Origin of the sequence: Prochlorococcus sp. MIT 1314 (assembly GCF_034093315.1) — a bacterium.
GTDB classification, from domain to species: Bacteria; Cyanobacteriota; Cyanobacteriia; order PCC-6307; family Cyanobiaceae; genus Prochlorococcus_A; species Prochlorococcus_A marinus_Y.
In genome coordinates this window covers 1,258,207-1,280,222 of the sequence record NZ_CP139300.1, presented here as the reverse complement: position 1 = coordinate 1,280,222, position 22,016 = coordinate 1,258,207, and the positions used below count along the sequence as shown (strand labels likewise).

At 30.5% G+C, this 22,016-nt stretch carries 28 protein-coding genes; 15 read left to right on the top strand and 13 right to left on the bottom strand.

The annotated features are described in order from the left end of the window. Positions 1 to 17 precede the first annotated feature (17 nt). Positions 18 to 695 carry a J domain-containing protein gene (locus SOI86_RS07240; RefSeq protein ID WP_320681163.1) on the top strand — a complete coding sequence of 226 codons (678 nt, stop codon included), beginning with the start codon at positions 18 to 20 and terminating at the stop codon, positions 693 to 695. 10 nt (positions 696 to 705) lie between these two features. Here SOI86_RS07240 and SOI86_RS07235 read toward each other — a convergent pair whose 3' ends face one another. Then, complete coding sequence (locus SOI86_RS07235; RefSeq protein ID WP_320681162.1) at positions 706 to 942, bottom strand: NAD(P)H-quinone oxidoreductase subunit O; 237 nt, start codon at positions 940 to 942, stop codon at positions 706 to 708. A gap of 138 nt (positions 943 to 1,080) precedes the next feature. Here SOI86_RS07235 and SOI86_RS07230 point away from each other — a divergent pair, with 138 nt between their 5' ends. Continuing rightward, entirely contained in the window at positions 1,081 to 2,007 is a 927-nt protein-coding gene (locus SOI86_RS07230) for a TIGR01777 family oxidoreductase (protein WP_320681161.1), read from the top strand. On the opposite strand, the gene SOI86_RS07225 is transcribed toward SOI86_RS07230, so the two are convergent. From SOI86_RS07225 to SOI86_RS07210, 4 genes are read right to left on the bottom strand one after another with little or no spacing between them, the layout of a single operon-like run. Continuing rightward, positions 1,958 to 2,227, bottom strand: coding sequence for a hypothetical protein (locus tag SOI86_RS07225; RefSeq protein ID WP_320681160.1), 270 nt, complete (start codon positions 2,225 to 2,227; stop codon positions 1,958 to 1,960). The genes SOI86_RS07230 and SOI86_RS07225 overlap by 50 nt on opposite strands. Next, positions 2,211 to 3,422 carry a lipid-A-disaccharide synthase-related protein gene (locus SOI86_RS07220; RefSeq protein ID WP_320681159.1) on the bottom strand — a complete coding sequence of 404 codons (1,212 nt, stop codon included), beginning with the start codon at positions 3,420 to 3,422 and terminating at the stop codon, positions 2,211 to 2,213. The genes SOI86_RS07225 and SOI86_RS07220 overlap by 17 nt, the downstream gene beginning before the upstream one ends. A gap of 1 nt (position 3,423) precedes the next feature. Further along, positions 3,424 to 3,852 carry a hypothetical protein gene (locus tag SOI86_RS07215; RefSeq protein ID WP_320681158.1) on the bottom strand — a complete coding sequence of 143 codons (429 nt, stop codon included), beginning with the start codon at positions 3,850 to 3,852 and terminating at the stop codon, positions 3,424 to 3,426. Between the two features lie 6 nt (positions 3,853 to 3,858). Continuing rightward, positions 3,859 to 4,251 carry an iron-sulfur cluster assembly accessory protein gene (locus SOI86_RS07210; RefSeq protein ID WP_320681157.1) on the bottom strand — a complete coding sequence of 131 codons (393 nt, stop codon included), beginning with the start codon at positions 4,249 to 4,251 and terminating at the stop codon, positions 3,859 to 3,861. A 99-nt stretch (positions 4,252 to 4,350) separates the two neighbouring features. On the opposite strand from SOI86_RS07210, the gene zds reads away from it, so the two are divergent. Continuing rightward, on the top strand, positions 4,351 to 5,805 hold the full coding sequence (gene zds / locus SOI86_RS07205; protein ID WP_320681156.1) for a 9,9'-di-cis-zeta-carotene desaturase: 1,455 nt from the start codon (positions 4,351 to 4,353) through the stop codon (positions 5,803 to 5,805). Between the two features lie 3 nt (positions 5,806 to 5,808). Beyond that, a complete protein-coding gene (locus SOI86_RS07200) occupies positions 5,809 to 6,279 on the top strand; it encodes an SRPBCC family protein (protein WP_320681155.1) in 471 nt (156 codons plus the stop codon). Here SOI86_RS07200 and SOI86_RS07195 read toward each other — a convergent pair. From SOI86_RS07195 to SOI86_RS07185, 3 genes are read right to left on the bottom strand one after another with little or no spacing between them, the layout of a single operon-like run. Next, a complete protein-coding gene (locus tag SOI86_RS07195; RefSeq protein ID WP_320682513.1) occupies positions 6,272 to 7,069 on the bottom strand; it encodes a uroporphyrinogen-III synthase in 798 nt (265 codons plus the stop codon). The genes SOI86_RS07200 and SOI86_RS07195 overlap by 8 nt on opposite strands. Then, positions 7,056 to 7,451 (bottom strand): 30S ribosome-binding factor RbfA, encoded by a 396-nt coding sequence (rbfA, locus tag SOI86_RS07190; protein ID WP_320681154.1) that lies wholly within the window; start codon positions 7,449 to 7,451, stop codon positions 7,056 to 7,058. Before rbfA ends, SOI86_RS07195 begins: the two co-directional genes overlap by 14 nt. Positions 7,452 to 7,465: 14 nt before the next feature. Then, the gene (locus SOI86_RS07185) at positions 7,466 to 7,660 is read right to left on the bottom strand and encodes a DUF751 family protein (protein ID WP_320681153.1); all 195 of its coding nucleotides are present in this window, start codon (positions 7,658 to 7,660) and stop codon (positions 7,466 to 7,468) included. 54 nt (positions 7,661 to 7,714) lie between these two features. Here SOI86_RS07185 and SOI86_RS07180 point away from each other — a divergent pair, with 54 nt between their 5' ends. Continuing rightward, on the top strand, positions 7,715 to 8,440 hold the full coding sequence (locus SOI86_RS07180; RefSeq protein WP_320681152.1) for a glutathione S-transferase family protein: 726 nt from the start codon (positions 7,715 to 7,717) through the stop codon (positions 8,438 to 8,440). On the opposite strand, the gene SOI86_RS07175 is transcribed toward SOI86_RS07180, so the two are convergent. Then, a complete protein-coding gene (locus tag SOI86_RS07175) occupies positions 8,427 to 9,134 on the bottom strand; it encodes a DUF6816 family protein (RefSeq protein WP_320681151.1) in 708 nt (235 codons plus the stop codon). The two genes, SOI86_RS07180 and SOI86_RS07175, sit on opposite strands and share 14 nt — an antisense overlap. A gap of 1 nt (position 9,135) precedes the next feature. Between SOI86_RS07175 and SOI86_RS07170 the strand changes: the two genes are divergently transcribed. Beyond that, positions 9,136 to 9,393, top strand: a complete 258-nt coding sequence (locus tag SOI86_RS07170) for a chlororespiratory reduction protein 7 (protein WP_320681150.1) — start codon at positions 9,136 to 9,138, stop codon at positions 9,391 to 9,393. Here the strand turns inward: SOI86_RS07170 and SOI86_RS07165 are convergent. Beyond that, entirely contained in the window at positions 9,390 to 9,947 is a 558-nt protein-coding gene (locus tag SOI86_RS07165; RefSeq protein ID WP_320681149.1) for a shikimate kinase, read from the bottom strand. The two genes, SOI86_RS07170 and SOI86_RS07165, sit on opposite strands and share 4 nt — an antisense overlap. Before the next feature lie 50 nt (positions 9,948 to 9,997). Here SOI86_RS07165 and SOI86_RS07160 point away from each other — a divergent pair, with 50 nt between their 5' ends. From SOI86_RS07160 to SOI86_RS07140, 5 genes are all read left to right on the top strand, one after another. Further along, on the top strand, positions 9,998 to 10,924 hold the full coding sequence (locus SOI86_RS07160) for a 6-carboxytetrahydropterin synthase (RefSeq protein WP_320681148.1): 927 nt from the start codon (positions 9,998 to 10,000) through the stop codon (positions 10,922 to 10,924). Continuing rightward, positions 10,921 to 11,571 carry a RibD family protein gene (locus SOI86_RS07155; RefSeq protein ID WP_320681147.1) on the top strand — a complete coding sequence of 217 codons (651 nt, stop codon included), beginning with the start codon at positions 10,921 to 10,923 and terminating at the stop codon, positions 11,569 to 11,571. Before SOI86_RS07160 ends, SOI86_RS07155 begins: the two co-directional genes overlap by 4 nt. Before the next feature lie 17 nt (positions 11,572 to 11,588). Next, entirely contained in the window at positions 11,589 to 12,743 is a 1,155-nt protein-coding gene (locus tag SOI86_RS07150) for a peptidogalycan biosysnthesis protein (RefSeq protein ID WP_320681146.1), read from the top strand. A gap of 60 nt (positions 12,744 to 12,803) precedes the next feature. Then, positions 12,804 to 13,190: a DUF4346 domain-containing protein gene (locus tag SOI86_RS07145; RefSeq protein WP_320681145.1), complete on the top strand. Its 387-nt coding sequence runs from the start codon at positions 12,804 to 12,806 to the stop codon at positions 13,188 to 13,190. A gap of 64 nt (positions 13,191 to 13,254) precedes the next feature. Further along, positions 13,255 to 13,347 carry a cytochrome b6 gene (locus tag SOI86_RS07140; RefSeq protein ID WP_011375671.1) on the top strand — a complete coding sequence of 31 codons (93 nt, stop codon included), beginning with the start codon at positions 13,255 to 13,257 and terminating at the stop codon, positions 13,345 to 13,347. Between the two features lie 5 nt (positions 13,348 to 13,352). On the opposite strand, the gene rimO is transcribed toward SOI86_RS07140, so the two are convergent. Next, entirely contained in the window at positions 13,353 to 14,717 is a 1,365-nt protein-coding gene (gene rimO / locus SOI86_RS07135; RefSeq protein WP_320681144.1) for a 30S ribosomal protein S12 methylthiotransferase RimO, read from the bottom strand. Positions 14,718 to 14,822: 105 nt separating this feature from the next. On the opposite strand from rimO, the gene SOI86_RS07130 reads away from it, so the two are divergent. Beyond that, positions 14,823 to 15,758, top strand: a complete 936-nt coding sequence (locus SOI86_RS07130) for a vitamin K epoxide reductase family protein (RefSeq protein WP_320681143.1) — start codon at positions 14,823 to 14,825, stop codon at positions 15,756 to 15,758. On the opposite strand, the gene nadB is transcribed toward SOI86_RS07130, so the two are convergent. Next, entirely contained in the window at positions 15,748 to 17,415 is a 1,668-nt protein-coding gene (gene nadB / locus SOI86_RS07125; protein ID WP_320681142.1) for an L-aspartate oxidase, read from the bottom strand. The two genes, SOI86_RS07130 and nadB, sit on opposite strands and share 11 nt — an antisense overlap. Continuing rightward, complete coding sequence (locus SOI86_RS07120) at positions 17,415 to 18,182, bottom strand: DUF3120 domain-containing protein (protein ID WP_320681141.1); 768 nt, start codon at positions 18,180 to 18,182, stop codon at positions 17,415 to 17,417. The genes nadB and SOI86_RS07120 overlap by 1 nt, the downstream gene beginning before the upstream one ends. A gap of 186 nt (positions 18,183 to 18,368) precedes the next feature. Between SOI86_RS07120 and SOI86_RS07115 the strand changes: the two genes are divergently transcribed. Genes SOI86_RS07115 through SOI86_RS07105 form a run of 3 tightly spaced genes read left to right on the top strand, consistent with a single transcriptional unit; the run spans position 18,369 to position 22,004 of the window. After that, positions 18,369 to 19,781, top strand: a complete 1,413-nt coding sequence (locus SOI86_RS07115) for a TIGR03279 family radical SAM protein (RefSeq protein ID WP_320681140.1) — start codon at positions 18,369 to 18,371, stop codon at positions 19,779 to 19,781. Next, complete coding sequence (locus SOI86_RS07110; RefSeq protein WP_320681139.1) at positions 19,774 to 21,207, top strand: TolC family protein; 1,434 nt, start codon at positions 19,774 to 19,776, stop codon at positions 21,205 to 21,207. The genes SOI86_RS07115 and SOI86_RS07110 overlap by 8 nt, the downstream gene beginning before the upstream one ends. Then, positions 21,204 to 22,004: an inositol monophosphatase family protein gene (locus tag SOI86_RS07105; protein WP_320681138.1), complete on the top strand. Its 801-nt coding sequence runs from the start codon at positions 21,204 to 21,206 to the stop codon at positions 22,002 to 22,004. Before SOI86_RS07110 ends, SOI86_RS07105 begins: the two co-directional genes overlap by 4 nt. Positions 22,005 to 22,016: the final 12 nt, after the last annotated feature.

Sequence of the window (22,016 nt, the reverse complement as noted above, 5' to 3'; positions counted from 1 at the left end):
TTACTACTTTTAAATAGATGGTGAAAAATTTTTATGAAGAATTAGGCCTAAAAAAGAATGCAACCAAAAGTGAACTTAAATCTTCATATCGTTCATTAGTTAAAAAACATCATCCTGATGCAGGCGGAGAAAAAGAACGATTTCTTGCAATACAAAATGCTTGGGAGACTCTAAATGACCCTGTGAAAAAAGAAAAATATGATAGAAAAATGTTCTCTTCCAATACCTCATTTCATTCATTAAATGAAAATTGGGAAGAGAAATTTAATTCAAAAAAATATAACTCGTCAATAAAAGACAAAGAAGTTGAAACATGGATTAAAGAAATTTACACTCCCATCAATAGATTAATTAGCCAAATAATTAAACCTTTGAATAATGAAATAAAAGAATTATCTGCTGATCCTTATGATGACCAGTTAATGGAAAATTTTTGCAATTACATAAGCGTTTCAAAAAAGAAAATAGACAAAGTTGATAATATCTATAACCAAAAATTTGTACCAAAGTCTATTACAGCGTTAGGCTTGGATCTTTATCATTGTTTTTCACAAGTTAAAGATGCATTATCTGAGTTTGATAGATATACACAAGGATATGTCGATGATTACTTATTTGACGGTAAAGAAATGATTAAACAAGCAAAAAGAATTCAAACTAAAATGGCTAAAGAGAAAAAAAATAAAGATTTTTAGATTTAAAATTCTATTGAATATATTCTTTAAGTTGATCTAATTTGAACCAAACATCTGGGACAGGTCTCCGCCATCGAACCTGAGCATATTCATCTTTGACGGCAAGAATCTCTCCAGGACCTTCAAAAACATAATTAGGCAAATTATCATCACTGGCAAGCGCCTCGATACTTTTTAGATAATTTTCTCTATCTACAAAAACTAAGCTTCCTTTCTTGAGAGGTTTCTTTTGCATAGAATCTGTCATAATAAAGCCAACAAAGTTATTTGAAATTTATTATACAAAAACTTGTTTGATAAATATTTTAAAAAAAATTGATAACAGAATAATAATTACAAACTTCTAAAAAATTTAATAGCCTTAAATGATAAATATCTTTAAAATATGCGTCTTTTACTACTTGGCTGTACTGGATTTATTGGCAAAGAATTAGTGCCAACACTACTCAATGAAAATCACGAGATATACATTGTAAGTAGAAAACCCATAAGTAAATTAAAGCTTACTTTAGATTTCAATAAGTTTAAATTTGTTCAAATAGATTTATCAAAAGAACAAAACTGGAACAACGAAAATCTTCTCAATATTTTAAGAGATATAGATGGAATTATTAACTTAATGGGAGAACCCATAGCAGAAAAAAAATGGACTTATGCGCAAAAACAGGAGATTGAAAATAGTCGTATCAATACCACAAAATTCATGATGAATACTCTTAAAAATTACAAAATCACCCCAAAAGTGATAATAAATGGATCAGCAATAGGTTATTACGGTACCAGTCTTTCTGGTGAATTCAATGAAAATAGTATTGGAGGAAAAGACTTTTTAGCTAATCTTTGCAAAAAATGGGAAGCTGTAGCTGAAAAAAAACCATTTTTCTCAAGGTTAGTTATTTTTAGAATTGGAATTGTTCTAGAGGCAGATGGAGGAGCATTAGGAAAAATGCTCCCTATATTTAAGGTTGGATTAGGTGGCCCAATTGGAGATGGCATGCAATGGATGAGTTGGATTCATAGAAGTGATTTTTGTTCATTAATAACACAAGCATTAGTTGATCAAAAGTATTCAGGAGTATTTAATGCTGTTGCACCAAATCCAGTATTAATGAGGGATTTTTCTCAGACTTTAGGCAAATGTCTCAATAGACCTAATTTACTACCAGTACCAGGTGCAGTTCTAAAAATATTGTTGGGAGATGGAGCAAAAGTTGTATTAGAAGGACAAAAAGTAATAAGCAGTAAACTCAAAAATTATAATTTTAAATATCCTCTTCTTGAGAAAGCAATTTACGCCTCCACCAAGAATTAATACCGTTTACTAAAGCACCAATAATAAGGATAGTTATTAATGGGACTATAAGGGGATTCCAAACTCTCTGAATAAAATTAATAAAAATGAATATCCCATTTAATTGCATGATGATTGCAAAAATAAAAAATATTGCAAAAAAAATTACTATGAATAAATTTATTAATAACAAATTATCGATTATTTGTTTTAAGTAATTTTGATTATTTTCCTTGGTCATTGTTCATGACAATATTCATATCATGAACCATCTTAATACAAGCTTTGTTTTCACCTAATCTTTTTTTGGCATTTTCATTACATGAGATCAAAAAATTATTATTTAGCTTTATTAGATATATTACTTGTATGATCAATTTTATGGTCTGATTTATTTGATCTTTCTTATCTTTATAATTACTAGCACAAAAAACATATTTCCCAAGCAAACGTCTTTGCGCTTCTGCAAAAGATTTTGTAAATTGTGGACCTTTACCTTCAATCTGAATAACTGGTTTTCCTAATCCAATCGCTTGCTCTGCTGCTGTTCCTGCCATACTGATACAGCATCTACTTTTCAATAATATTTTGTCAAAATTATTCCAATATATATTCACTTCTAAAGATTTATATTGGAATTTCAAGAGATGTCTATCTTTTATTTTTTCTAGATATACCCATTTTCTGTTTTGCAATATCTCCTTTATTTTTGATGCAGATAAAGCATTAACTATTGCAAAATTAAATTCAATCTTTTGAAAATATCTCAAATCTGATAGAGCTTCTAATAAATCTAAAATCAAAACAAAATTATCCAAAATCTCGGGGAATCTACTCCCTGGGAATAATCCAATACTAAATTCAGATTTCTTTAATTCTTTATCTCTAAAAAAAAACTTATCCATAAATGGATTACCCAAAAAAGAGACTTTCTTTTTTAATTGCAAAGTTAAATCATTAGCCGTAAGAGAATCTCTCGTATATATTTTTTTTGCCTTTTGTGAGAGCAAGAAAAATTTAGAGGGCCATGGTAATCTCAACTTCCCTTCATAATGACTGGAATAAGCAACTAGATATGTAAAAAATTCTTTCTTACAAACCCATGCAAAAAAAAGTGGCACAATATCGCCAACAACAAAAAAATAATCATATTTTTTTCTTATTTTATAAGTTAAATATAATCTTTTTAGAAGATAAATTATTTCTCCTCTAAATATTTCAGTTAGTCTTCCCTTAAAAGAATTATAGCCAATACCTCCAGTACTAAATTCTTTAGTTTTTCCAATAATCTTAATTTTTTCTTTTTCATAATGAATTCCTTTACCAACAATTGGCAAAGCATTAACAGAATAACCAATTTTTACGAATTGATTAGCTATCAAGCTTCCAGATAGATCTTCTCCATGTCCGTTACTTAATATTAAAATTTTGGACAATTTAAAATTCCAACCATTTTTTAACTTTTGTTAACTCAGGCCAATCCGGATATCTACTAAAGCCATCTTCAACAGATTCTTTCAACTCACTTTTAACATCTGGCATCATCATAGACATTTTTTTTATTAACTCAATATGATCCCTAACTCCTTTATTATTGGTAGCTAAAAGAGCTAAAGACAAATTCATTCTTGCTTGTGGATCTTGCTGATTTAATCGAACCGCTTGTCTGGCAGCTGCCAAAGCTTCTTCATTATTTTTCAATAGTAATTGAAGCCATGACAAACAAGTCCAAGCAGCAAAATGATTTGGTATTTGTTGTATAATTTTTTGGAAATCTTGAACTATAGGAATTAAATCTTGACCAGCTTTATATCTTGATAGAGCTGCATTAAAATCATCTTCAATAGGATTAATTTCGTTATTCATTATTATTTAAACTGCAAAGGAACTTCCACAACCGCAAGTTTGAGAAGCATTTGGATTTACAAAATTAAAGCCACCACCAATTAATTCCTTACTAAAATCTAATTGCATTCCATATATATATAATAGACTTTTAGGATCACAAACAACTTGAAAGGTTTGATCAGCATTTAATGAATAATCATAAACTTTATCATCGGGATTTATTTCATTACTTCCTATAAAATCCATCGTATAACTCATCCCACTACAACCTCCTGATCTTACGCCTACCCTTAGTGCTTTTTTATCACTTTGACCTTTCAATAAATTCGCGATTTGATCTATGGCATCATTAGTAATTAAAATACCTTTGCCATCATCAGAATTCTTAATTTCCTCTTTAACTTTTACATTTTCCATAAACAAAGAATTCTTACTATTTATAATATAAAAACTTAATCGATAGGATGCATAGAACAAACAATATCCAAACTTGATTTGTTATAATTTAAAGAAAAAGTGAAAATTGCAATAGTTGGTTCTGGATTAGCTGGTCTTACAGCGGCAGTCGATTTAGTTGATGAAGGTCACCAAGTAGAAATTTTCGAGAGCAGGTCTTTTTGGGGAGGTAAAGTCGGAAGTTGGGAAGATAAGGATGGCAACCATATAGAAATGGGTTTACATGTCTTTTTTTATAATTATGCAAATCTCTTTAAATTAATGAAAAAAGTGGGAGCTTTAGATAATTTACTCCCAAAAGAACATACTCATCTATTCATTAATAATGGTGGCAATTTGAAATCATTAGATTTCAGATTCCCCTTAGGTGCTCCATTTAATGGACTAAAAGCGTTTTTTACAACCGAGCAACTTACGTGGGTAGACAAGCTCAGAAATGCCCTAGCTTTAGGGACAAGCCCAATAGTTCGAGGATTGATAGACTATGAAGGTGCAATGAAAATAATTAGAGATCTAGATAGGATTAGTTTTAAAGAATGGTTTTTAAACCATGGTGGAAGTGAAAAAAGTTTAGAAAGAATGTGGGATCCTATTGCATATGCTTTGGGTTTTATAAATTGCAAAGATATTTCAGCAAGATGTATGCTCACTATCTTCATGATGTTTGCTTCAAAAACAGAAGCCTCAAAACTTAATCTTTTAAAAGGTTCGCCTCATAAGTGGTTAACTCAACCTATTGTCGACTACATTACAAAAAAAGGGGCCAAAATTCATCTAAATCATAAGGTCGAAGAAATTATTTATGAAAAGGAATCTTCCTCTTATTCAGTTAATCAGTTAAAAATATCTTCTCCTGAAGGAATTAAGGCAGTCTTTGCAGATAAATTTCTAGCTGCCTGTGATGTTCCTGGAATAAAAAAAATAATTCCAAAAGAATGGTATCAATTTAAAGAATTTGAAGGTTTAAAAAAACTTAGAGCAGTTGCAGTAGCCACAATCCAATTAAGGTACGACGGTTGGGTTACTGAATTACAAAAAGATAATACTGGAAACTCACCCACTGGACTAGATAATCTTCTATATTCTGCTGATGCTTCTTTCAGTTGTTTTGCTGATTTAGCACTATCGAGTCCAGCGGATTATAGAAAAAAAGATATGGGATCACTCCTTCAATGCGTATTAACTCCCGGTGATAGATGGATGGGAAGATCTACAGAAAGAATTACAAAAGAAATTGATAAAGAAGTTCGCCGACTATTCCCATCTTCAAAAAACCTTAAATTGCTTTGGAGTAACGTAGTACAAATTCCACAATCACTCTATAGAGAATCTCCAGGTATGGAACATTTCAGACCCGATCAAAAAACATCAATATCCAATTTCTTTATGGCAGGTAGTTACACAAAACAAGATTATATAGACTCTATGGAAGGAGCTACAATGAGTGGTCATTTATCTGCTGCTGCAATTTTAGAGAAGAAAGCCGAATTAGCAAAAAATCTTGCAGTAAGTTAACTGATGGGTACTTGGCTAAAACATGACGTAATAACAGTTGTTAATGCGCCTCTTGAAAATGTTTGGAATACATGGAGTGATTTAGACTCGATGTCACTTTGGATGAGCTGGATTGAATCTGTCAAAACAGTTGATGAAGAGACCACTACATTACCAGATTTAACAGAATGGACTTTAGCTGCAAATGGTTTTAGGTTTAAGTGGAAAGCTCAAATTACAGAAAGGGTAGAAAAAAGCAAACTTAAATGGAAATCTATAGGAGGTTTACCAACTAAAGGATCAGTAGTTTTCGAAAGCAAAAGTGAGCAAATCACAACAGTAAACTTAGCAATAACATATGAGCTACCTAAGATGGTTGCTCGGTTTATGGAAGAGAATATTTTAGGCAAAATGGTCACAAACGAATTACAAGCCAATATTGATAGGTTTAAAACGTTAGTTGAAAATAATTATAAAAAAGATTTGTCTAACTAAAAATATTAATTGCAACATCTAGTAGTCCTTCAAAAGTATATTTTTGTGCCTGACTATCAACTCGTCCAAAAATCTTTTTACATATTTTTGTTGTTTGAGGTCCAATAGTAAATAATTTAGTTTGATCAAAATATTTTAACCATTCCTTACCAAGTTCTTTTTCTAGCAAAAAAGCAGAATTTGATACGGTTTTACCGCTTGAGAAAATAATTGCATCGACTTTTTGCTTAGAAATAACATTGATTGTGTCTTCAGGGATTGAATCAGGACATCTAGTTTCATATGCAGCAACCTCAAAGACACGCGCACCAGACTTTCTAAATTGATCTGAAATTAGATCCCTACCACCTGTTTGGACTCTTGGCACAAAGACTCGAAGTCCATAACCAGATACTGGAAAATTATCAATTAAACTTTCGGCAACAAATTCTGGAGGAATGAAATCAGCCTTGATACCAAAATCATCAAGAGTTTTTGCAGTTTTTTCTCCTACTACAGCAATTTTTGTTTTTTTAGAACACTCTTTTAAAGAACTATTAAAATATCTAAGCCTCCTATCTACATATTTAATCCCATTACTACTAGAAAAAATAATCCAATGAAAATCATTTATTTGATTTAATGCTTCGTCAAGAGGATTTAAGTCATCAGGATCGCCAATACTTATTGCAGGAAAATCATAAATAATAGCTCCCTTGCTTGTGAAAATTTTCTTTATATCCAGAATTCCCTCTCTTGATCGGGTAATAATTATATTTCTTTTATAAAGAGGTAGATCAATTATTGGCATCCTTATCCTCAACATTATTAGTCTTTTGATTTCTATTTTTTATTTCATCAAGAAGTTTCAAAACTGATAATCCTTTATCAAGAACAATATCATCTTTAAAAATTATATCTGGAACTCTTCTCATCTCTATTCTTTTTCCTAAATTGTGCCTTATAGCGCTTTTAGCAATATTTAAATTTGCCACAATCTCTTTCCTTACTGTCTCTGTAGCAGTTGAAGTGATATAAATTTTACAGTGTTGTAAGTCACCTGATAAATCAATCTTAGAAATATTGACAAAATAATCTCTAATAAGATCATTTTCTAAATCATTTTGCAAAATAAGGGTTATTTCTTTTTTTAAAAGAGAAGAAACTTTTGCAAGACGATGATTATTTGCCATTATGATTATAAATTTTATGGATTTGTCATTGCTTGAAGGACAAAATAAATAGTTATGAAAGCACTTAAAACAGAAGATATTAAACCTACTATTGTTAGTGGATTAGATCTATTTTTGAAAAAAGGTTCAAGTAATGCAACCAGTCCCCCAATAATAATAGATATTAAATACTTAGGATATCTTGCAACATTAGAGAAAAATTCGCCCATTAGCTCCACAAATAGATTAGTTTTTTAGCTAAGTTTTAAGAAACTTTAAACTGCATGATTACATTATATCAATTTAGGCATAGTGCTTTTTGTTTAAAAACAAGAATGGCTCTACATGCAAAAAAACTACAATATCGAGTTGAAGAAGTAACACCAGGAATAGGTCAATTTGAAATCTTCAAATTATCAGGTCAAAAACAAGTGCCAGTAATAGTGGATGTTAATGATCAAATTATTAATGACTCTTCAACTATTTGCGAATATATAGATAAAAAAAATGATAACAATCCACTCTTTCCTGAAGACCCAATATTATTTGCACAATGCAAACTAATTGAAGACTGGGCAGGTACTACGATGGCTACAACTTGTAGAAAAGCTTTAATAAAATCCGCAATAGAGAATCCACAGCTAAGAACTGCATTACTTCCAGATGAAATACCCTCTTCGGTCAAAAGTATTGTTGATAAATTTCCTTTTAAAAATCTTAGTAAAATCTCAAATGTAGTTTTATCTTCTAAAGATAATTTAGAACTCCAAAAATTACTAGAAGCTTTATCAAAATCCTTGATTAACAAAAAATATTTAGTAGGAGATAGTTTATCAATTGCAGATATTTCAATTGCTGCTCAATTATCCCTTCTTAAATTTCCAAAGTCTGCAGGACCAATTCTTTCAGGCGAAGGGAGCCAAGAATATATAAATAACCCTTATTTAGAAAATCTTTTTATGTGGAGGAACAACTTAGAAGAATATCTTTTTAGTGCTAACTCTCAATAAATTCAAACGTTAATTTATATTTATTTGTTTTTATAGCATGAATAGAAGGATCACCAACTTTTGAACCATAAGAAGCAACATATTGCACTCCACAAATTAATGGTTTGATTGAATTATCAACTTCCAATATTTCTTTAGAACATTTTTTAAATTTACTAATGGTCTCTACCTGATTAATCCTTGAAGCACCTGGCTTATGAGCTGTTTGTATAACTAGCTCATCTGCGAAAAAAATATCATCATCTTGGATTTGATTTCTCCCTGTAATTCTTGAATCGATGTAAAAATCATCTTTTAAATAAGTAATTTGATTATTAATAGATTGAGGATCATTTACAACCTTGATTAAAGTATCACCAAATATTGCTTTTCCAATAGATTCAGAATTTTTTGCACGATTACCAACAATTAAATCTGAATCATTCTTAAAGAAATTTACTTTATAAATAACTGGCTCTTCTGAATCATTAACTATATCTTGAGAAGTAACAAGCCAATTCCCCTCGAACCATTTAGGATAAATTAAATCTTTTGAAGTATCAGATAATTTAAAATTTGGCAAATATAATTCCGGCCATCGATTTTCACGATTTTCCAAAAACTCTCGTACGTTAGAATCTTCTAGAGCAAAAGAACTTTCTAAAAAAATTCCTTGAAAAATCAAGCAAAGAATTAATCCAAGAAGAATCTTCATTATGTCAAATCCACTAATAAGAGCATCAGATCATTATGTATTATTAGAGCCAGATTCAAAAGAAAAAATTGTATCAAAGCAAGAAGCAATTTTATGGTTGAAGAATTGGCTTAGTAAGACAGAAACACAAACAATATATCAAAATATAGGAGATCCTGATCAGGAATTTTTTGAAGAATTATTGGAAAGCACTTATGAATTAGAAATAAAGTTAGGATACGTTATCAAATGGTTTGCAGTAAGAATTGAACCAGATTAACTAATTATTTCTTTATGAATTGCATTAATTATTTTCATAGAGACTTCTTCAATATTTTCCTTTTTTACTTGAATTCTTAAATCCGCTTGAGAATACAAATTTTCTCTAGATTGAAAAATGCTCATATATAAATCATTTAGATTCTTTCCCTGAAGAAGTGGCCTATTTTCAATTTCATTTTTCAACCTTTCAACTGCTATATCTTTGTCGAGATCTATCCAAGCAATTATTCCCTGTCTTAAGATTCCCCAGTTTTCCGATTTGGTAACTATTCCTCCCCCAGTTGAGATTACTAATGAAGGAATTTTGATAGTTTCTTTAAGGCAGTTTGCTTCTAATTCACGGAAATTCTCTTCGCCTTCATCATTAAAAATTTGATTGATAGATTTTTTTGCCAACTTCTCTATTAATGAATCTAAATCAATGTATTTATACTTCAATAATTCTGCCAGCTTCAAACCAGTTTGCGACTTACCAGAACCCATCATTCCTATTAAAAATATGTTTCTGCCCTTTAAAGTATGAACTGTTTTTTTGATAATGGATTGTTCCATAAAGACAAAAGCGCATTTAAAACCTTAAGATAGTATTATCGCAGACAGATATGACTTCTACACAATCCAAACCATTACATGGAAAAGGACGTGAATGCGTCATAACTCGACGTGCCTGCTTTAGTTCTAGTCACCGTTATTGGCTCCCTGAAAAAAGCCCAGAAGAAAATTTATCTCTTTTTGGAAAGTGCAGTATTGCTCCAGGTCATGGTCATAATTATGAACTTATTGTTTCAATGGGTGGAGAACTAGACTCTGATGGAATGGTACTTAATCTTTCTGATGTAAAACACTCTATTAAAGATAAGGTTACTGGACAATTAGATTTTCGTTTTTTAAATGATGTCTGGCCTGAATTTAATGTTAATACCCAAGAGGGTATACTTCCCACAACTGAAGCATTAGTAAAGGTCATTTGGACTCGTCTAAAGGATGATTTACCTCTTACAAGTCTAAGACTTTATGAAAACCCAAATTTATGGGCAGATTATTTTGGAAAAAACATGGAAGCATTTTTAACAGTACAAACTCATTTTGCAGCCGCTCATAGACTTGCAAAAGAAGAGATATCCTTTGATGAAAATAAAAAAATCTATGGGAAATGTGCCAGAGTTAATGGACATGGTCATAACTATCTTGTTGAAATAACTGTAAAAGGAGAAATTGATAAGAGAACGGGAATGGTTTGCGACTTATATGCCCTCCAAGAGATAATTAATGATTTGGTTGTTGAACAACTAGATCATACTTTTCTAAATAAAGACATCGAATTTTTTCAAAATTGTGTTCCAACCGCTGAAAATATAGCTTTATATATTTCTGATATTCTTAAAAAACCAATACATAACCTTGGTGCAACATTACACAAAATAAGACTTCAAGAGAGTCCAAATAATGCTGCAGAAATTTATGTTGATCAAAAGTTAACCAATTCATTGAATTTGAAATTTGAAAATAGTTTAGTCACACAAACTTGAGTATCCCAAGAGTAATAATTGTTATAGCATCTAGTCTTGATGGGAGAATTGCATTTCCTGGAGGTGGAGAATCCCATCTTGGCAGTGAAGAAGATAAAAAAATGTTAAATCAAAACTTATCAATGGTTGACGCCACCATTTTTGGTTTAGGTACTTTAATAGCTCATCAATCAACTTACTTAATTAAAAATCGCAATGATAATGACGAATTAAATATATCAAAAAGCCAACCAATTTCTATAGTTGCTTCAAATAGCAAAAACTTTAACAGTAATTGGAAATACTTTCGTCAACCAATTAGAAGATGGCTAATAAGCTCAAGTAAAGTTGATAATTCTTCGCATAATGACTTCGAGAAACAACTCTTTTTCGAAGATTCATGGGGGGAAACTTTAATTTCACTAAAAAAACAAGGGATAAATAATCTAGCTCTTTTAGGAGGTGCGAAACTTATAAATTCATTTATAAAAGAGGATCTCATAACAGATATAAAAATTACAATAATTCCACGAATTATTGGAGGTAGATATACATGGATCCCTCCAGAACACACAAATGAGATTTTTAATCTCAAAAGACTATGGGAAATAAAATCAATTAAAAATTTAATGAATAATGAAATCCATGTTCATTACAAAAAAATTTGAAATAGATTCAATAATAAATGAACCAAAAAATACATAAAGTTGAAGTCAAATTGTCAATCAAGGAAATCTCCAAGGAGATATGGAATGAATTAGCAAATGAAATCAATAATCCGTTTTATGAATGGACTTGGCTTAAAAACCTTGAAATATCAAAAAGTGTTTCAAGAGAAACTGGTTGGCAGCCTCTATATTTTGTTGGGTATAAAAATGAAGAAATATTAGGAATTGCTCCACTTTTTTTAAAAAACCATAGCTATGGTGAATTCATTTTTGATCAATCATTTGCACGATTGGCTCAAGAGCTGAATTTAAATTATTACCCTAAATTAATTGGAATGAGTCCTTATAGTCCTGTAAATGGATATCAATTTCTTTATAAAAAAAATAAAGATAAGAAAGAAATTACAAATTTACTAATAAACAATATCGAAAGCTTTGCGATTAAAAACAAAATTTTAAGTTGTAATTTTTTATATATTGATGAAAGCTGGGGCAACCATCTTAAATCTTTGGGATACCATGAATGGATAAATTCCAGCAGTGAATGGAGGAGTAATGGAGAAAAAACGTTTGATGATTTTCTTTCTAGATTTAACTCGAATCAGAGAAAAAATATCAAAAAAGAGAGGAAATCAATTACTAAACAAGATATTAAAATAAAAATTTTTAATAAAGATGATATCAACCAAGAAATTCTCAAAAAAATGCATAATTTTTATGAACAGCATTGCTCGAGGTGGGGAGTTTGGGGAAGTAAATATCTAACATCTACATTTTTCGAAAAAATTGTTGATAATAAAAAAAATCTTTTACTTTTTAGCGCATCAAAAAATGATTCGAATGATATTATTGCTATGTCGATGTGCGTTAAAAATAAAAACAACTTATGGGGTAGATATTGGGGTAGTCAAGAAGACATATCTAATTTACATTTTGAATTATGTTACTACCAGCCAATTGAATGGGCAATAAAAAATAGTATCCATTTTTTTGATCCTGGAGCAGGTGGTAAACATAAAAGGCGGAGGGGGTTTTTTGCAAAAAGCACAATTAGCTTGCATAAGTGGTTTGACAAAAATATGGAAAATATAATTTATCCTTGGCTAAATGAAGTTAATAAACAAACCGAGACGGAAATTGAATTTGAGAATAATTCTATACCCTTTAAATAAAAAATTATTTGGCTTTACGAAAGATTATATTAGTAATATCGTTTTTATTAACTTCTAAGGATGGATTCTAGTAAAAGTTTAAATGAAAAAATAAAGATTGATACTAATCTATCCAACCGATATATAGACTTAGATCCAAATGGTTATTTTATTATAAAAGTAGATTTAGAAGAAAAGAAGATAATTTTAGAGCACTTTTTAAATAACATCGATGAGGAAGGCTATGCGCTTGACCCAGAAACAAATGAACCAATCAAATGCGACTCTCAAAATAAAAGAGTTAGTAATGAAGTTTTTAAAGGTATTAGTGCAAAACAACTTGGAATATTGATCACTGAAAAAAGAAATGACTTAATAACCAGATTCGACCATGCTCTATATTTAGGCCGGGAACTACAAAAAGCAGAAGAATGTTTATACAAAAAATTACCCTATATTCAAGATTAAGAAATTAAACGAAAAAATCTAATCTTTTCATCTGATGTTAAATTAAATAAAAATAAAAAAATTAATGAACATCATTTTCTATTTTGCATTTATTGGTTTTGGTTTTGGAGCTGCTTTCGCATTAGATAAGCTCTTAAGAGCAGTTAAATTAATTTAAAAAAACTACAAAATTTTAATAGTCTCTCCATACAAATCATATTCATCCGCAAAAGAAATATTTGCTTCAACAAATTTACCAATATAATTTTTCAAATCAATTTTATCTTTAACAGATAAAATTACAGTTCCGTCAATTTCAGGAGCGAAATTATAGGACCGGCCTATTAATTCGTTATTATCTGATATTTTTTCTACCAAAATCTTCATTTTTAAACCAACATATGTCTGATTTTTATCTTTAGAGATATTTTGTTGAACTGAAATAACATTATCTTTTCTTGCCTCTGCAACCTCTGGAGATACTTTATTTGGCAAATGAAAAGCTGAAGTTCCTTCCTCAGGAGAAAAAATAAACACTCCCACATGATCAAATTTGTGCCTATCCAAAAATTCGAGAAGATGTTCAAAATGTTCTTTTTTTTCTCCTGGGAAACCAACAATGAGACTAGTTCTTAATACAGCAGACGGAATTTCTTCTCTAATTTTCTCCAAAATTGATTGATTCAAAGAAGCTTGCCAAGGTCTATTCATACTCTTCAACACATCTGGATGACTATGCTGAAGTGGCAAATCAAAGTAAGGGACAATATTCTTTGAATCTTTGAAAGCTCTAATAACTTCATCAGTTAAACCTGTTGGATAAGCATAATGTATCCTTATCCAAGGAATTGGAACTTTAGAAAGCTCATTCAAAAGTTTGGCTAATGATGGTTTTCCATATATATCTTGACCATAATTAGTTGTTATTTGACTAATTAATATGATTTCTTGAATACCCTTTTTTGCAAGACTTTTAGCTTCTGAAACTATAGATTCTATTGTTCTACTTCTTTGAGGACCTCTCAACTTAGGAATAATACAAAAAGCACAATTATAGTTGCAGCCTTCAGCAATGCGAAGATAAGCTACAAATTTATTTTTATCTACAAAACGAGGCGTTTCCTCATCTGCAATAAATTCAGGTATTTTTGAAACTTCATTAACGATTTCCCCTTTTTCTACTCTGTCTAAAACCTTGGCTATCTTTTGATAATCTCCTGTTCCAACCAAACCTTTTATTTCAGGTATTTCTTTTATAAGCTCATCTTTAAAATGCTGAGCCATACAGCCTGCAACTATTACTTCCTTTCCTTGATTTGTATATTCTAGAATTTTTCTAATAGATTCTTCTCTAGCTGTTTCAATAAAACTGCAAGTATTTACAACAACAACATTTGCATCATTTATATTGCTGTCAACTTCATAACCCTCTTTATCTAATAAGCCTTGCATATGTTCAGTATCAACAAGATTTTTCTCACAACCAACATGACTGAATGCAACCTTAGATAGTTTTTTTTCTTTTATATTAGGACTATTTTGTTTCACAACTTGAAAAATAAGAATTAAAAGATTTAAACAGCATTTCGTATATAACTCTCATGCCAAGATAATATTAGAATAGATAATGTAAATAACAAACTTTCTTTTTGTATGGCCATTAAGACTTTAAACAGAAGAAATAAAAAAGATTTTAAATGGCCCAAAATCATAATCGCAATTCTTAGCACGATAGGCATAGTTGACACAGGATCGATTACTTTAAAAAATTGGGGATTATTTACTTCACTTTCATGCCCAGGGATAAACAATGGTTGTGAAACAGTTTTAAATAGTCCTTGGGGCACTTTATTTAAAAATAATCAAGTTAATATACCTCTCTCATTAGCTGGATTTATAACGTATTTATCAATATTACTTTTGACAATAATACTTTCACTTAATCTAATTTCCCCAAAAGAAAAACTAAATAAATTTTTGTGGTGGTTAATATTTTTAATATCTTGTGCGTCATCAACATTTAGCTTTCTATTGATCAATATAATGTTTTTTAAGATTCAAGCATATTGCTTTTTTTGTATACTTTCAGCAATTTTATCGTTTTCTATCTTTATAATTTCTATGATTGGAGCAAAGTTTGAAAGTAGAGAACCCATGATTTTTAGAGGTTTCGTAGTCGCCATTAGTGTTCTGCTAGGTGGCCTAATTTGGTCAACTAACGTTGACCCCTCTAATGCTATTGATGTTAGAAGTCCTACTGAAAATGTATCGCCAATAATTACCACTTCAAGTTCTCCCCAGAAGGTAAAATTTGCAAAATTTTTAAGTGAAAACAATATTGTTATGTATAGTGCATATTGGTGCCCGCATTGCCACGATCAAAAACAATTATTTGGTAAGGAAGCAGTTAAAGAATTAAAAGTAGTTGAGTGTGCTAAAGATGGTAAAGATAATGAGTATGAGCTATGCCAAACGAAAGGAATCAGTGGATTTCCTTCTTGGGAAATAAATGGAGAAATTATTAGTGGTACGAGTGACTTAAATGAATTAGCAACAAAAACCGGCTATCAGGGAGATCTTAATTTTTAATAAATCTTTTGTGAATTTTTTGATCTAACTGTTGTCTAGTATGGCATTCCCAATTTTTATCTTTATGAGGGAAATCATCTCTATAATGCCCTCCTCTACTTTCCTCTCTAAATAGACAAGCTTTTAATAAAGTTATAGTAGTTATTTGTCTATTCTTTAAATCAAGTAAAAGATTTAATGCTCTTCTATTGCGTTCACTAAGTTTTATTTTTTGATCAAATTTTATTTTTTCAAGACTATTTAGTAAATCATTTTTATTTAATTTATCTATATCATTTTGAATGTAATTTAAAAATTTACTCATATTTACCTTATTTCTAGATACACCCAAATTTAACCAACATAGTTTTCTTAGTTCATCAATTTTTTCAACAATTATAGAAATTTGATCTTCTTTAGGATCTTCAATATCAAACTCTTGAAATGATCTATCAAATTTTTCAACTTTAGAAAGATCATTCAAAACAATTGAAGACATTTTTCTTGCGAAAACAAGACACTCCATCAGTGAATTACTTGCCAGTCTATTAGCACCATGCACACCTGTAGAAGCGACTTCTCCAACGGCATATAATCCTTTTCTTGTTGAAGATGCATTTAGATCAGTTTTAACACCTCCCATCCAATAATGAGCTGCAGGAGCTACGGGAATAACCTCATTTAAAGGATTAACGCCATAATCCTGACATCGACTTAAGATCGTGGGGAAGCGCTCTACAATTTTTTCTGGGTCAATATAGCGAAGATCTAAGCCAACATGGTCTACATTATTATCATGCATATTTTTCATAATTGCTCTACTTACCTGATCTCTAGTAGCTAGATCACGATTTTCAAGATTTTTAACTGGACTTTCACCATTTTTATCAACTAAAATCGCTCCTTCCCCTCTAAGTGCCTCAGATATTAAGAAGCAAGGTGCACCATAAAATTTTAAAGCTGTTGGATGAAATTGCACGAACTCTAAATCTTCGATAGCAGCTCCTGCTTTCCATGCAAGAGCAATCCCTTCACCAGAAGATTGAGCAGGATTTGTTGTATTTGTAAATAAGTGCCCACCCCCACCTGTAGCCAAAACAACAGCTCTAGATTTAATCCAATATAAATTTGCCCCATCAAGAACCTGAACACCTCTACATTCTTTATTTTCAATGAGAAGTTCAGTTACCCTTACACCCCTGCAATGAAGAATATTTTTTTGATTCTCAATATGATCTTCTAGAACTTCAACTAATGCTCTTCCCGTACGATCTTTAACATGTAAGACTCTTCTTCGTGAATGGGCTGCTTCCAAGGTAGTAGCTAGTTGATCAGAACTTTGATCAAAAATCATACCTAAATTCTGCAACCTTTCTACACATCCTGGAGCTTCTTTAACTAGCATTTCTACAGCTTGAAAATCACAAAGTCCATCTCCTGCTTTTAAAGTATCCTCAGCATGAAGATCAAATGAATCATCTTGTCTAACAACAGATGCAATTCCGCCTTGAGCCCATCTACTAGAAGATACCTTACTAGTATTTCTGTTCAAAAGAAGCACTTTTAAATTTGAGGGTAATTCAAGACAAGTCATAAGGCCAGCGGCTCCAGCGCCTATAACGATTACATCCCAATTATTTATTGGTATCGGTTCTTGCGAAAATGGAGGTCTTAACATTAAACCAATCCACTAAATGTTGGTTGCAGAATTGCTAAAAAAATAAAAATAGCATCAACAATTAATGTCGTTTGAATTACATAACTGGACACTAAGAGTGCTTTACCATTAGTCGTATTGATCGTCGCAAAGTCAAAAATTTCTTTTGAAATAAACCAAAGTATAAAAGCAACAAAAACAATAATAGATAATGATTTGATTTGAATAAGATTTTCTGAGGTTTTCTGAAGAATTAAAGGTGCATTTTCTGAATCTGCTGTAATGACCTGCCTCCATTGATCCATTATTCCGATTAAAAATATTGTAATGTCAGTAACTGCAGTTCCAAATAAAGAAGAGATATAAAAACTTGAACCTATTTTCCAATTAGTACCAAGTCCAATTAAAGCTAATGGGAGAACTACCGCTTCAACAGGTATGTGTAGTATAGGAAATGGGCTTAACCATCCCCAGAATAAACATCCACCAAGCCAACTGCCTGATACACCAATTAATAATGAACTGACAATAAACCACTTATTTGATCCTTTCTGATTCAAAACAAACGCCACAAAGAGAATAACAAAAGTAAAACAAAGAGCACTTATTGGTTCTAATCTAACCCAAGGGGCTTGTACAAAAATCGGTAAAATTACAAAAAAAGAAGACCATAATCTTAAAGATATAGGATTTGATAAAAAACTATTTTCGTATGAATCAACTGTCTTATCCAATTCATAGTTTAATTTATCTTTCACTTCCAAGGTTTTTGTAATTAATTCTTTCAATGACTAAAGTTTTTAAGTTATTTTAATTAATTTAAATCGTGTTTTAAAAAAATGCGAATGATATATTTTAATAAATTAATGGCCCTTAATTTCACATCTCTATCTAGTATTTTAAAAGTATTTAATACACTTTGAGTCATATATAAGTTTAGAATAAGTAAAAAGAGGACTATTTGGACTTAAATTGTGTGGCAAGAAATTAATTACAAAGAAGATCCCAATGATCTTTTGGTTCCTAATATTACTTATAAAATAAAACCTGCAGAAATTGAAAGTATTGAAACTAATTCCATTGCTCAAGAAATAGGATTCGAATCAGGTGATTCAATTATTAGTATAAATGGTAAAAAACCAAGAGATTTAATTGATTATCAGATTCTCATTAGTGAAGAAATTTTAGACATATCAGTTTTAGATAAAAATCATGAAATTCACAATATAAGTATTGAAAAAGATCAAGACGTTAATTTAGGTATTAATTTTAAAGATGCATTATTTGATTCAATCAAGCAATGCAATAATAGATGTCCATTTTGTTTTATAGATCAACAGCCAAATGGTAAAAGAAAAAGCCTTTATATAAAAGATGATGATTATAGATTAAGTTTCCTTTATGGCTCTTATCTAACTCTTACGAATTTAAAAAAAGAAGACTGGGAAAGAATTGCTATGCAAAAACTATCCCCACTTTTTATTTCAGTTCATGCCACTGATCCCGCTACAAGAGAAAAATTATTAAAAAATAAACAAGCAGGAGTGATTCTTGATCAAATTTCCTGGTTTGAAAGAAACTCTATTCAAATACATGCTCAAATTGTTGTTTGTCCAAATATAAATGATGGGGATATTCTTGAGAAATCAATTTTAGAACTTGCTGAATTCCACAAAAAAACTTCTCAGACAGTACTCTCAGTTGCAATAGTTCCTGTAGGACTTACAAAATTTAGACCTGAAAATGATGGATTGAAACCAGTAAGCAAAGAATACGCAATAAAAACGATTAAACAGATAGAGAAAATTCAAGCCTCTCTACAAATTACTCTTGGAACTCGTTTTTGTTGGCTAGCAGACGAATGGTATTTAATAGCTGGTAAAAATTTACCTAGTTATAAAACCTACGAAAATATGCCACAAGAATCTAATGGAGTAGGCTCTATTAGAAGCTTTTTAAATACATTAAGTGAGCAGACTACAAACCTACCCCAGAAGATAAAAAACCCAAAAAAAGTTAGTTGGATTGTTGGTAAATTAGTTTATGAATCTCTTTTCCCTACAGTTAATAAATTAAACTTAATTGACGGATTGACAATTAATTTATATGGCTTACCAAGCATTTATTGGGGACAAGAGCAAGTCGTAACTGGACTTCTAACTGGAGAAGACCTAATTAATGGACTTCAAAATAAGGATTTAGGGGAGGCTATTTACATACCATCAATCATGCTAAAAATTAATACTGATTTATTTTTAGATGATAAAAATATTACAGAAGTAGAAAATCAATTGAATACCAAAATTCACGTTCTTAGTGATTCAAATGATATTATAAATACTTTGATTGGCAAATCTAAAAAAACAATTAACATAACAAATGCTTAAAAAAGTAATAAATCCTATCTTATTTTTGCCTCTCGCTCTATTTATTAACTCTCTCGAAGTACTATCGACCGAAAAAAAAGACTTTATAGATAAAATTTTGGAAGAAAAATCAAATACACCTTTTATTAATTATCAAGAGATAGGAAAAATAATCTTAAATAATGAAGAGTTGAAATCATTGCATAATTTAGTTACCTCTGCAAGCTTTAACCTTTCTAGTCAAATTGCTAAAAGATATCCATCAATAGATTTTCAAGCCAACGGGTTACCAAAATATGTCTCAGGTAAAAAGTATAGTAGCAATTCGCAGACGCTAAAAACTTCACAATTTACGGCTAATCCTTCTATAAATATTAATTGGGACTTAATCGACCCCCTCAGAGGATCTGAGATTACAATTGCCAAAGAAAATCTCAAAATTGCAGAAAATAATTATGAGATCAAGAAAAAAGATTTAATTCAAGAAGCAAGACAGAGGTATCACACCTACCAGAAGTCATATCAGGATATCAAAAATAAAAAATTCACACTTGATTTATCAATTACAAGTTTAAATAATGCTAAGGCAAAGTTAGATGCAGGAATTGGTACAAAATTTGAAGTTCTTGAAGCAGAAGCTCAATTATCTCGAGATAAACAATCTCTTAATGAAAAGAAAATTGAACATGAAATTAATAAAATTTCCCTTAAAGAGATTCTGAACATAAAGGAAGATTTAGAAATTAATAAAGAGCAAAATCTAATAGGTTTCTGGAATCATAAATTAAATAAAAATATTTATGAAGGTTTAGATAAAAATCTTTCCTTACAAAACCTTCTTCTTCAAAAATCTATTAAAAGGAACCAAGCAAATAGTTTTTTATCTCAAAATAAGCCAAAGATTTACATCAGCAACACATTCTCTACTACATTTTCCAAGGGCGACTCTCTATCTACTAGTATTGACTCAAAAAAATCAGGATCCAACTATACAAATACAGTAAGTTTAAATTTTTCATGGAGTCTTTTTAATGGCGGACAGAATAAGAACTCTTTCAAATCAAAAATCGCAGACGCAGAAGCTGAAGAATATGCTTTTAAAAATCTAAAAAATGTTTTAAAAACAAATATTACTAAAGCTTATTTGAATCTAAAATTAAATGAAGAGAAAATAATTTCAACTCTTAAAGAAATTGAATCTAGTAAAGAGTCTTTAAGGCTTTCCAGACTTAGATATGATGTCGGTATTTCAACGCTAAAAGATGTACTCTTAAGACAAAGTGACTTAAGTAATGCGAAATCAAAAAATATTAATGCTCTTTATAATTACAACTTGAATCTAGATGAATTAGAAAGATTAACTTTTCTTGAAATCAGTAAAAATTGCATGGATAACAATAATAATGAAATAAAAGAAAAACAATCTATTTGCAATAATTCAATATGAATCAAACAAATTTAACTAATAATCAACTAATTGCATTAGATTCTTTATTTGAGTTAGTTAGTAAACGTCAAATAAAAGATTTTGGAAATATTAGTGCGAGCAATAAAGCAGACGGATCATTAATAACAAGTTGTGATTTATGGAGTGATAAAACAATCGTAGAGGGTCTAGCTTCTATAGCTCCAGATGAGGGAGTCCTTAGTGAAGAAGGAGGAAAGTCCATTCCTAATACAAAAGCATATTGGGTGGTCGATCCACTTGATGGGACAACAAATTTTGCTGCAGGTATTCCATACTGGTCTATATCAGTAGCAAGGTTTGTAGATGGAAGACCTCAATCCTCTTTTTTAATAATCCCTACATTGAAAAAAAAGTTTGTATCTATCAAAGGTAAAGGTGTTTGGTTAAATAACCAAAAAATAAACCCTAACCAAAATAATCACCAAAGTGAATGCGTTTCTTTGTGCAGTAGATCTATAAAAATTTTACAAAAAAAACCAAACTCAGTATTTCCTGGCAAAATCAGACTCTTAGGTGTATCTAGTTTAAATTTAACAAGTGTAGCTATGGGACAAACTTTCGGAGCAATAGAATCAACTCCCAAGATATGGGATATTGCAGCTGCCTGGCTTTTATTAGAAGAACTAAATTGTTCTATAAAGTGGTTAGAAACAGATCCTTTGAAATTAATTTCAGGACAAAACATGAGCGATGTTAATTTTCCATTAATTGCTTGTAGATCTATAGAAAAAATTTCAATCTTAAAGCCATGGGGTAATTTATTATTGGAAAAATAGTTGCATCATAAT

Excerpts from the sequence above, each read along its gene's own strand:
- SOI86_RS07195 (WP_320682513.1), bottom strand. The coding sequence starts at position 7,069 with ATGCCAATAATTGATCTACCTCTTTATAAAAGAAATATAATTATTACC.
- SOI86_RS07225 (WP_320681160.1), bottom strand. The coding sequence starts at position 2,227 with ATGACCAAGGAAAATAATCAAAATTACTTAAAACAAATAATCGATAAT.
- SOI86_RS07215 (WP_320681158.1), bottom strand. The coding sequence starts at position 3,852 with ATGAATAACGAAATTAATCCTATTGAAGATGATTTTAATGCAGCTCTA.
- SOI86_RS07180 (WP_320681152.1), top strand. The coding sequence starts at position 7,715 with ATGATTACATTATATCAATTTAGGCATAGTGCTTTTTGTTTAAAAACA.
- SOI86_RS07105 (WP_320681138.1), top strand. The coding sequence starts at position 21,204 with ATGAATCAAACAAATTTAACTAATAATCAACTAATTGCATTAGATTCT.
- SOI86_RS07150 (WP_320681146.1), top strand. The coding sequence starts at position 11,589 with ATGAACCAAAAAATACATAAAGTTGAAGTCAAATTGTCAATCAAGGAA.
- SOI86_RS07240 (WP_320681163.1), top strand. The coding sequence starts at position 18 with ATGGTGAAAAATTTTTATGAAGAATTAGGCCTAAAAAAGAATGCAACC.
- SOI86_RS07235 (WP_320681162.1), bottom strand. The coding sequence starts at position 942 with ATGACAGATTCTATGCAAAAGAAACCTCTCAAGAAAGGAAGCTTAGTT.
- SOI86_RS07130 (WP_320681143.1), top strand. The coding sequence starts at position 14,823 with ATGGCCATTAAGACTTTAAACAGAAGAAATAAAAAAGATTTTAAATGG.
- SOI86_RS07160 (WP_320681148.1), top strand. The coding sequence starts at position 9,998 with ATGACTTCTACACAATCCAAACCATTACATGGAAAAGGACGTGAATGC.
- SOI86_RS07210 (WP_320681157.1), bottom strand. The coding sequence starts at position 4,251 with ATGGAAAATGTAAAAGTTAAAGAGGAAATTAAGAATTCTGATGATGGC.
- SOI86_RS07165 (WP_320681149.1), bottom strand. The coding sequence starts at position 9,947 with ATGGAACAATCCATTATCAAAAAAACAGTTCATACTTTAAAGGGCAGA.
- SOI86_RS07170 (WP_320681150.1), top strand. The coding sequence starts at position 9,136 with ATGTCAAATCCACTAATAAGAGCATCAGATCATTATGTATTATTAGAG.
- SOI86_RS07230 (WP_320681161.1), top strand. The coding sequence starts at position 1,081 with ATGCGTCTTTTACTACTTGGCTGTACTGGATTTATTGGCAAAGAATTA.
- SOI86_RS07175 (WP_320681151.1), bottom strand. The coding sequence starts at position 9,134 with ATGAAGATTCTTCTTGGATTAATTCTTTGCTTGATTTTTCAAGGAATT.
- rbfA (WP_320681154.1), bottom strand. The coding sequence starts at position 7,451 with ATGGCAAATAATCATCGTCTTGCAAAAGTTTCTTCTCTTTTAAAAAAA.
- SOI86_RS07200 (WP_320681155.1), top strand. The coding sequence starts at position 5,809 with ATGGGTACTTGGCTAAAACATGACGTAATAACAGTTGTTAATGCGCCT.
- SOI86_RS07185 (WP_320681153.1), bottom strand. The coding sequence starts at position 7,660 with ATGGGCGAATTTTTCTCTAATGTTGCAAGATATCCTAAGTATTTAATA.
- SOI86_RS07110 (WP_320681139.1), top strand. The coding sequence starts at position 19,774 with ATGCTTAAAAAAGTAATAAATCCTATCTTATTTTTGCCTCTCGCTCTA.
- nadB (WP_320681142.1), bottom strand. The coding sequence starts at position 17,415 with ATGTTAAGACCTCCATTTTCGCAAGAACCGATACCAATAAATAATTGG.
- SOI86_RS07140 (WP_011375671.1), top strand. The coding sequence starts at position 13,255 with ATGAACATCATTTTCTATTTTGCATTTATTGGTTTTGGTTTTGGAGCT.
- SOI86_RS07145 (WP_320681145.1), top strand. The coding sequence starts at position 12,804 with ATGGATTCTAGTAAAAGTTTAAATGAAAAAATAAAGATTGATACTAAT.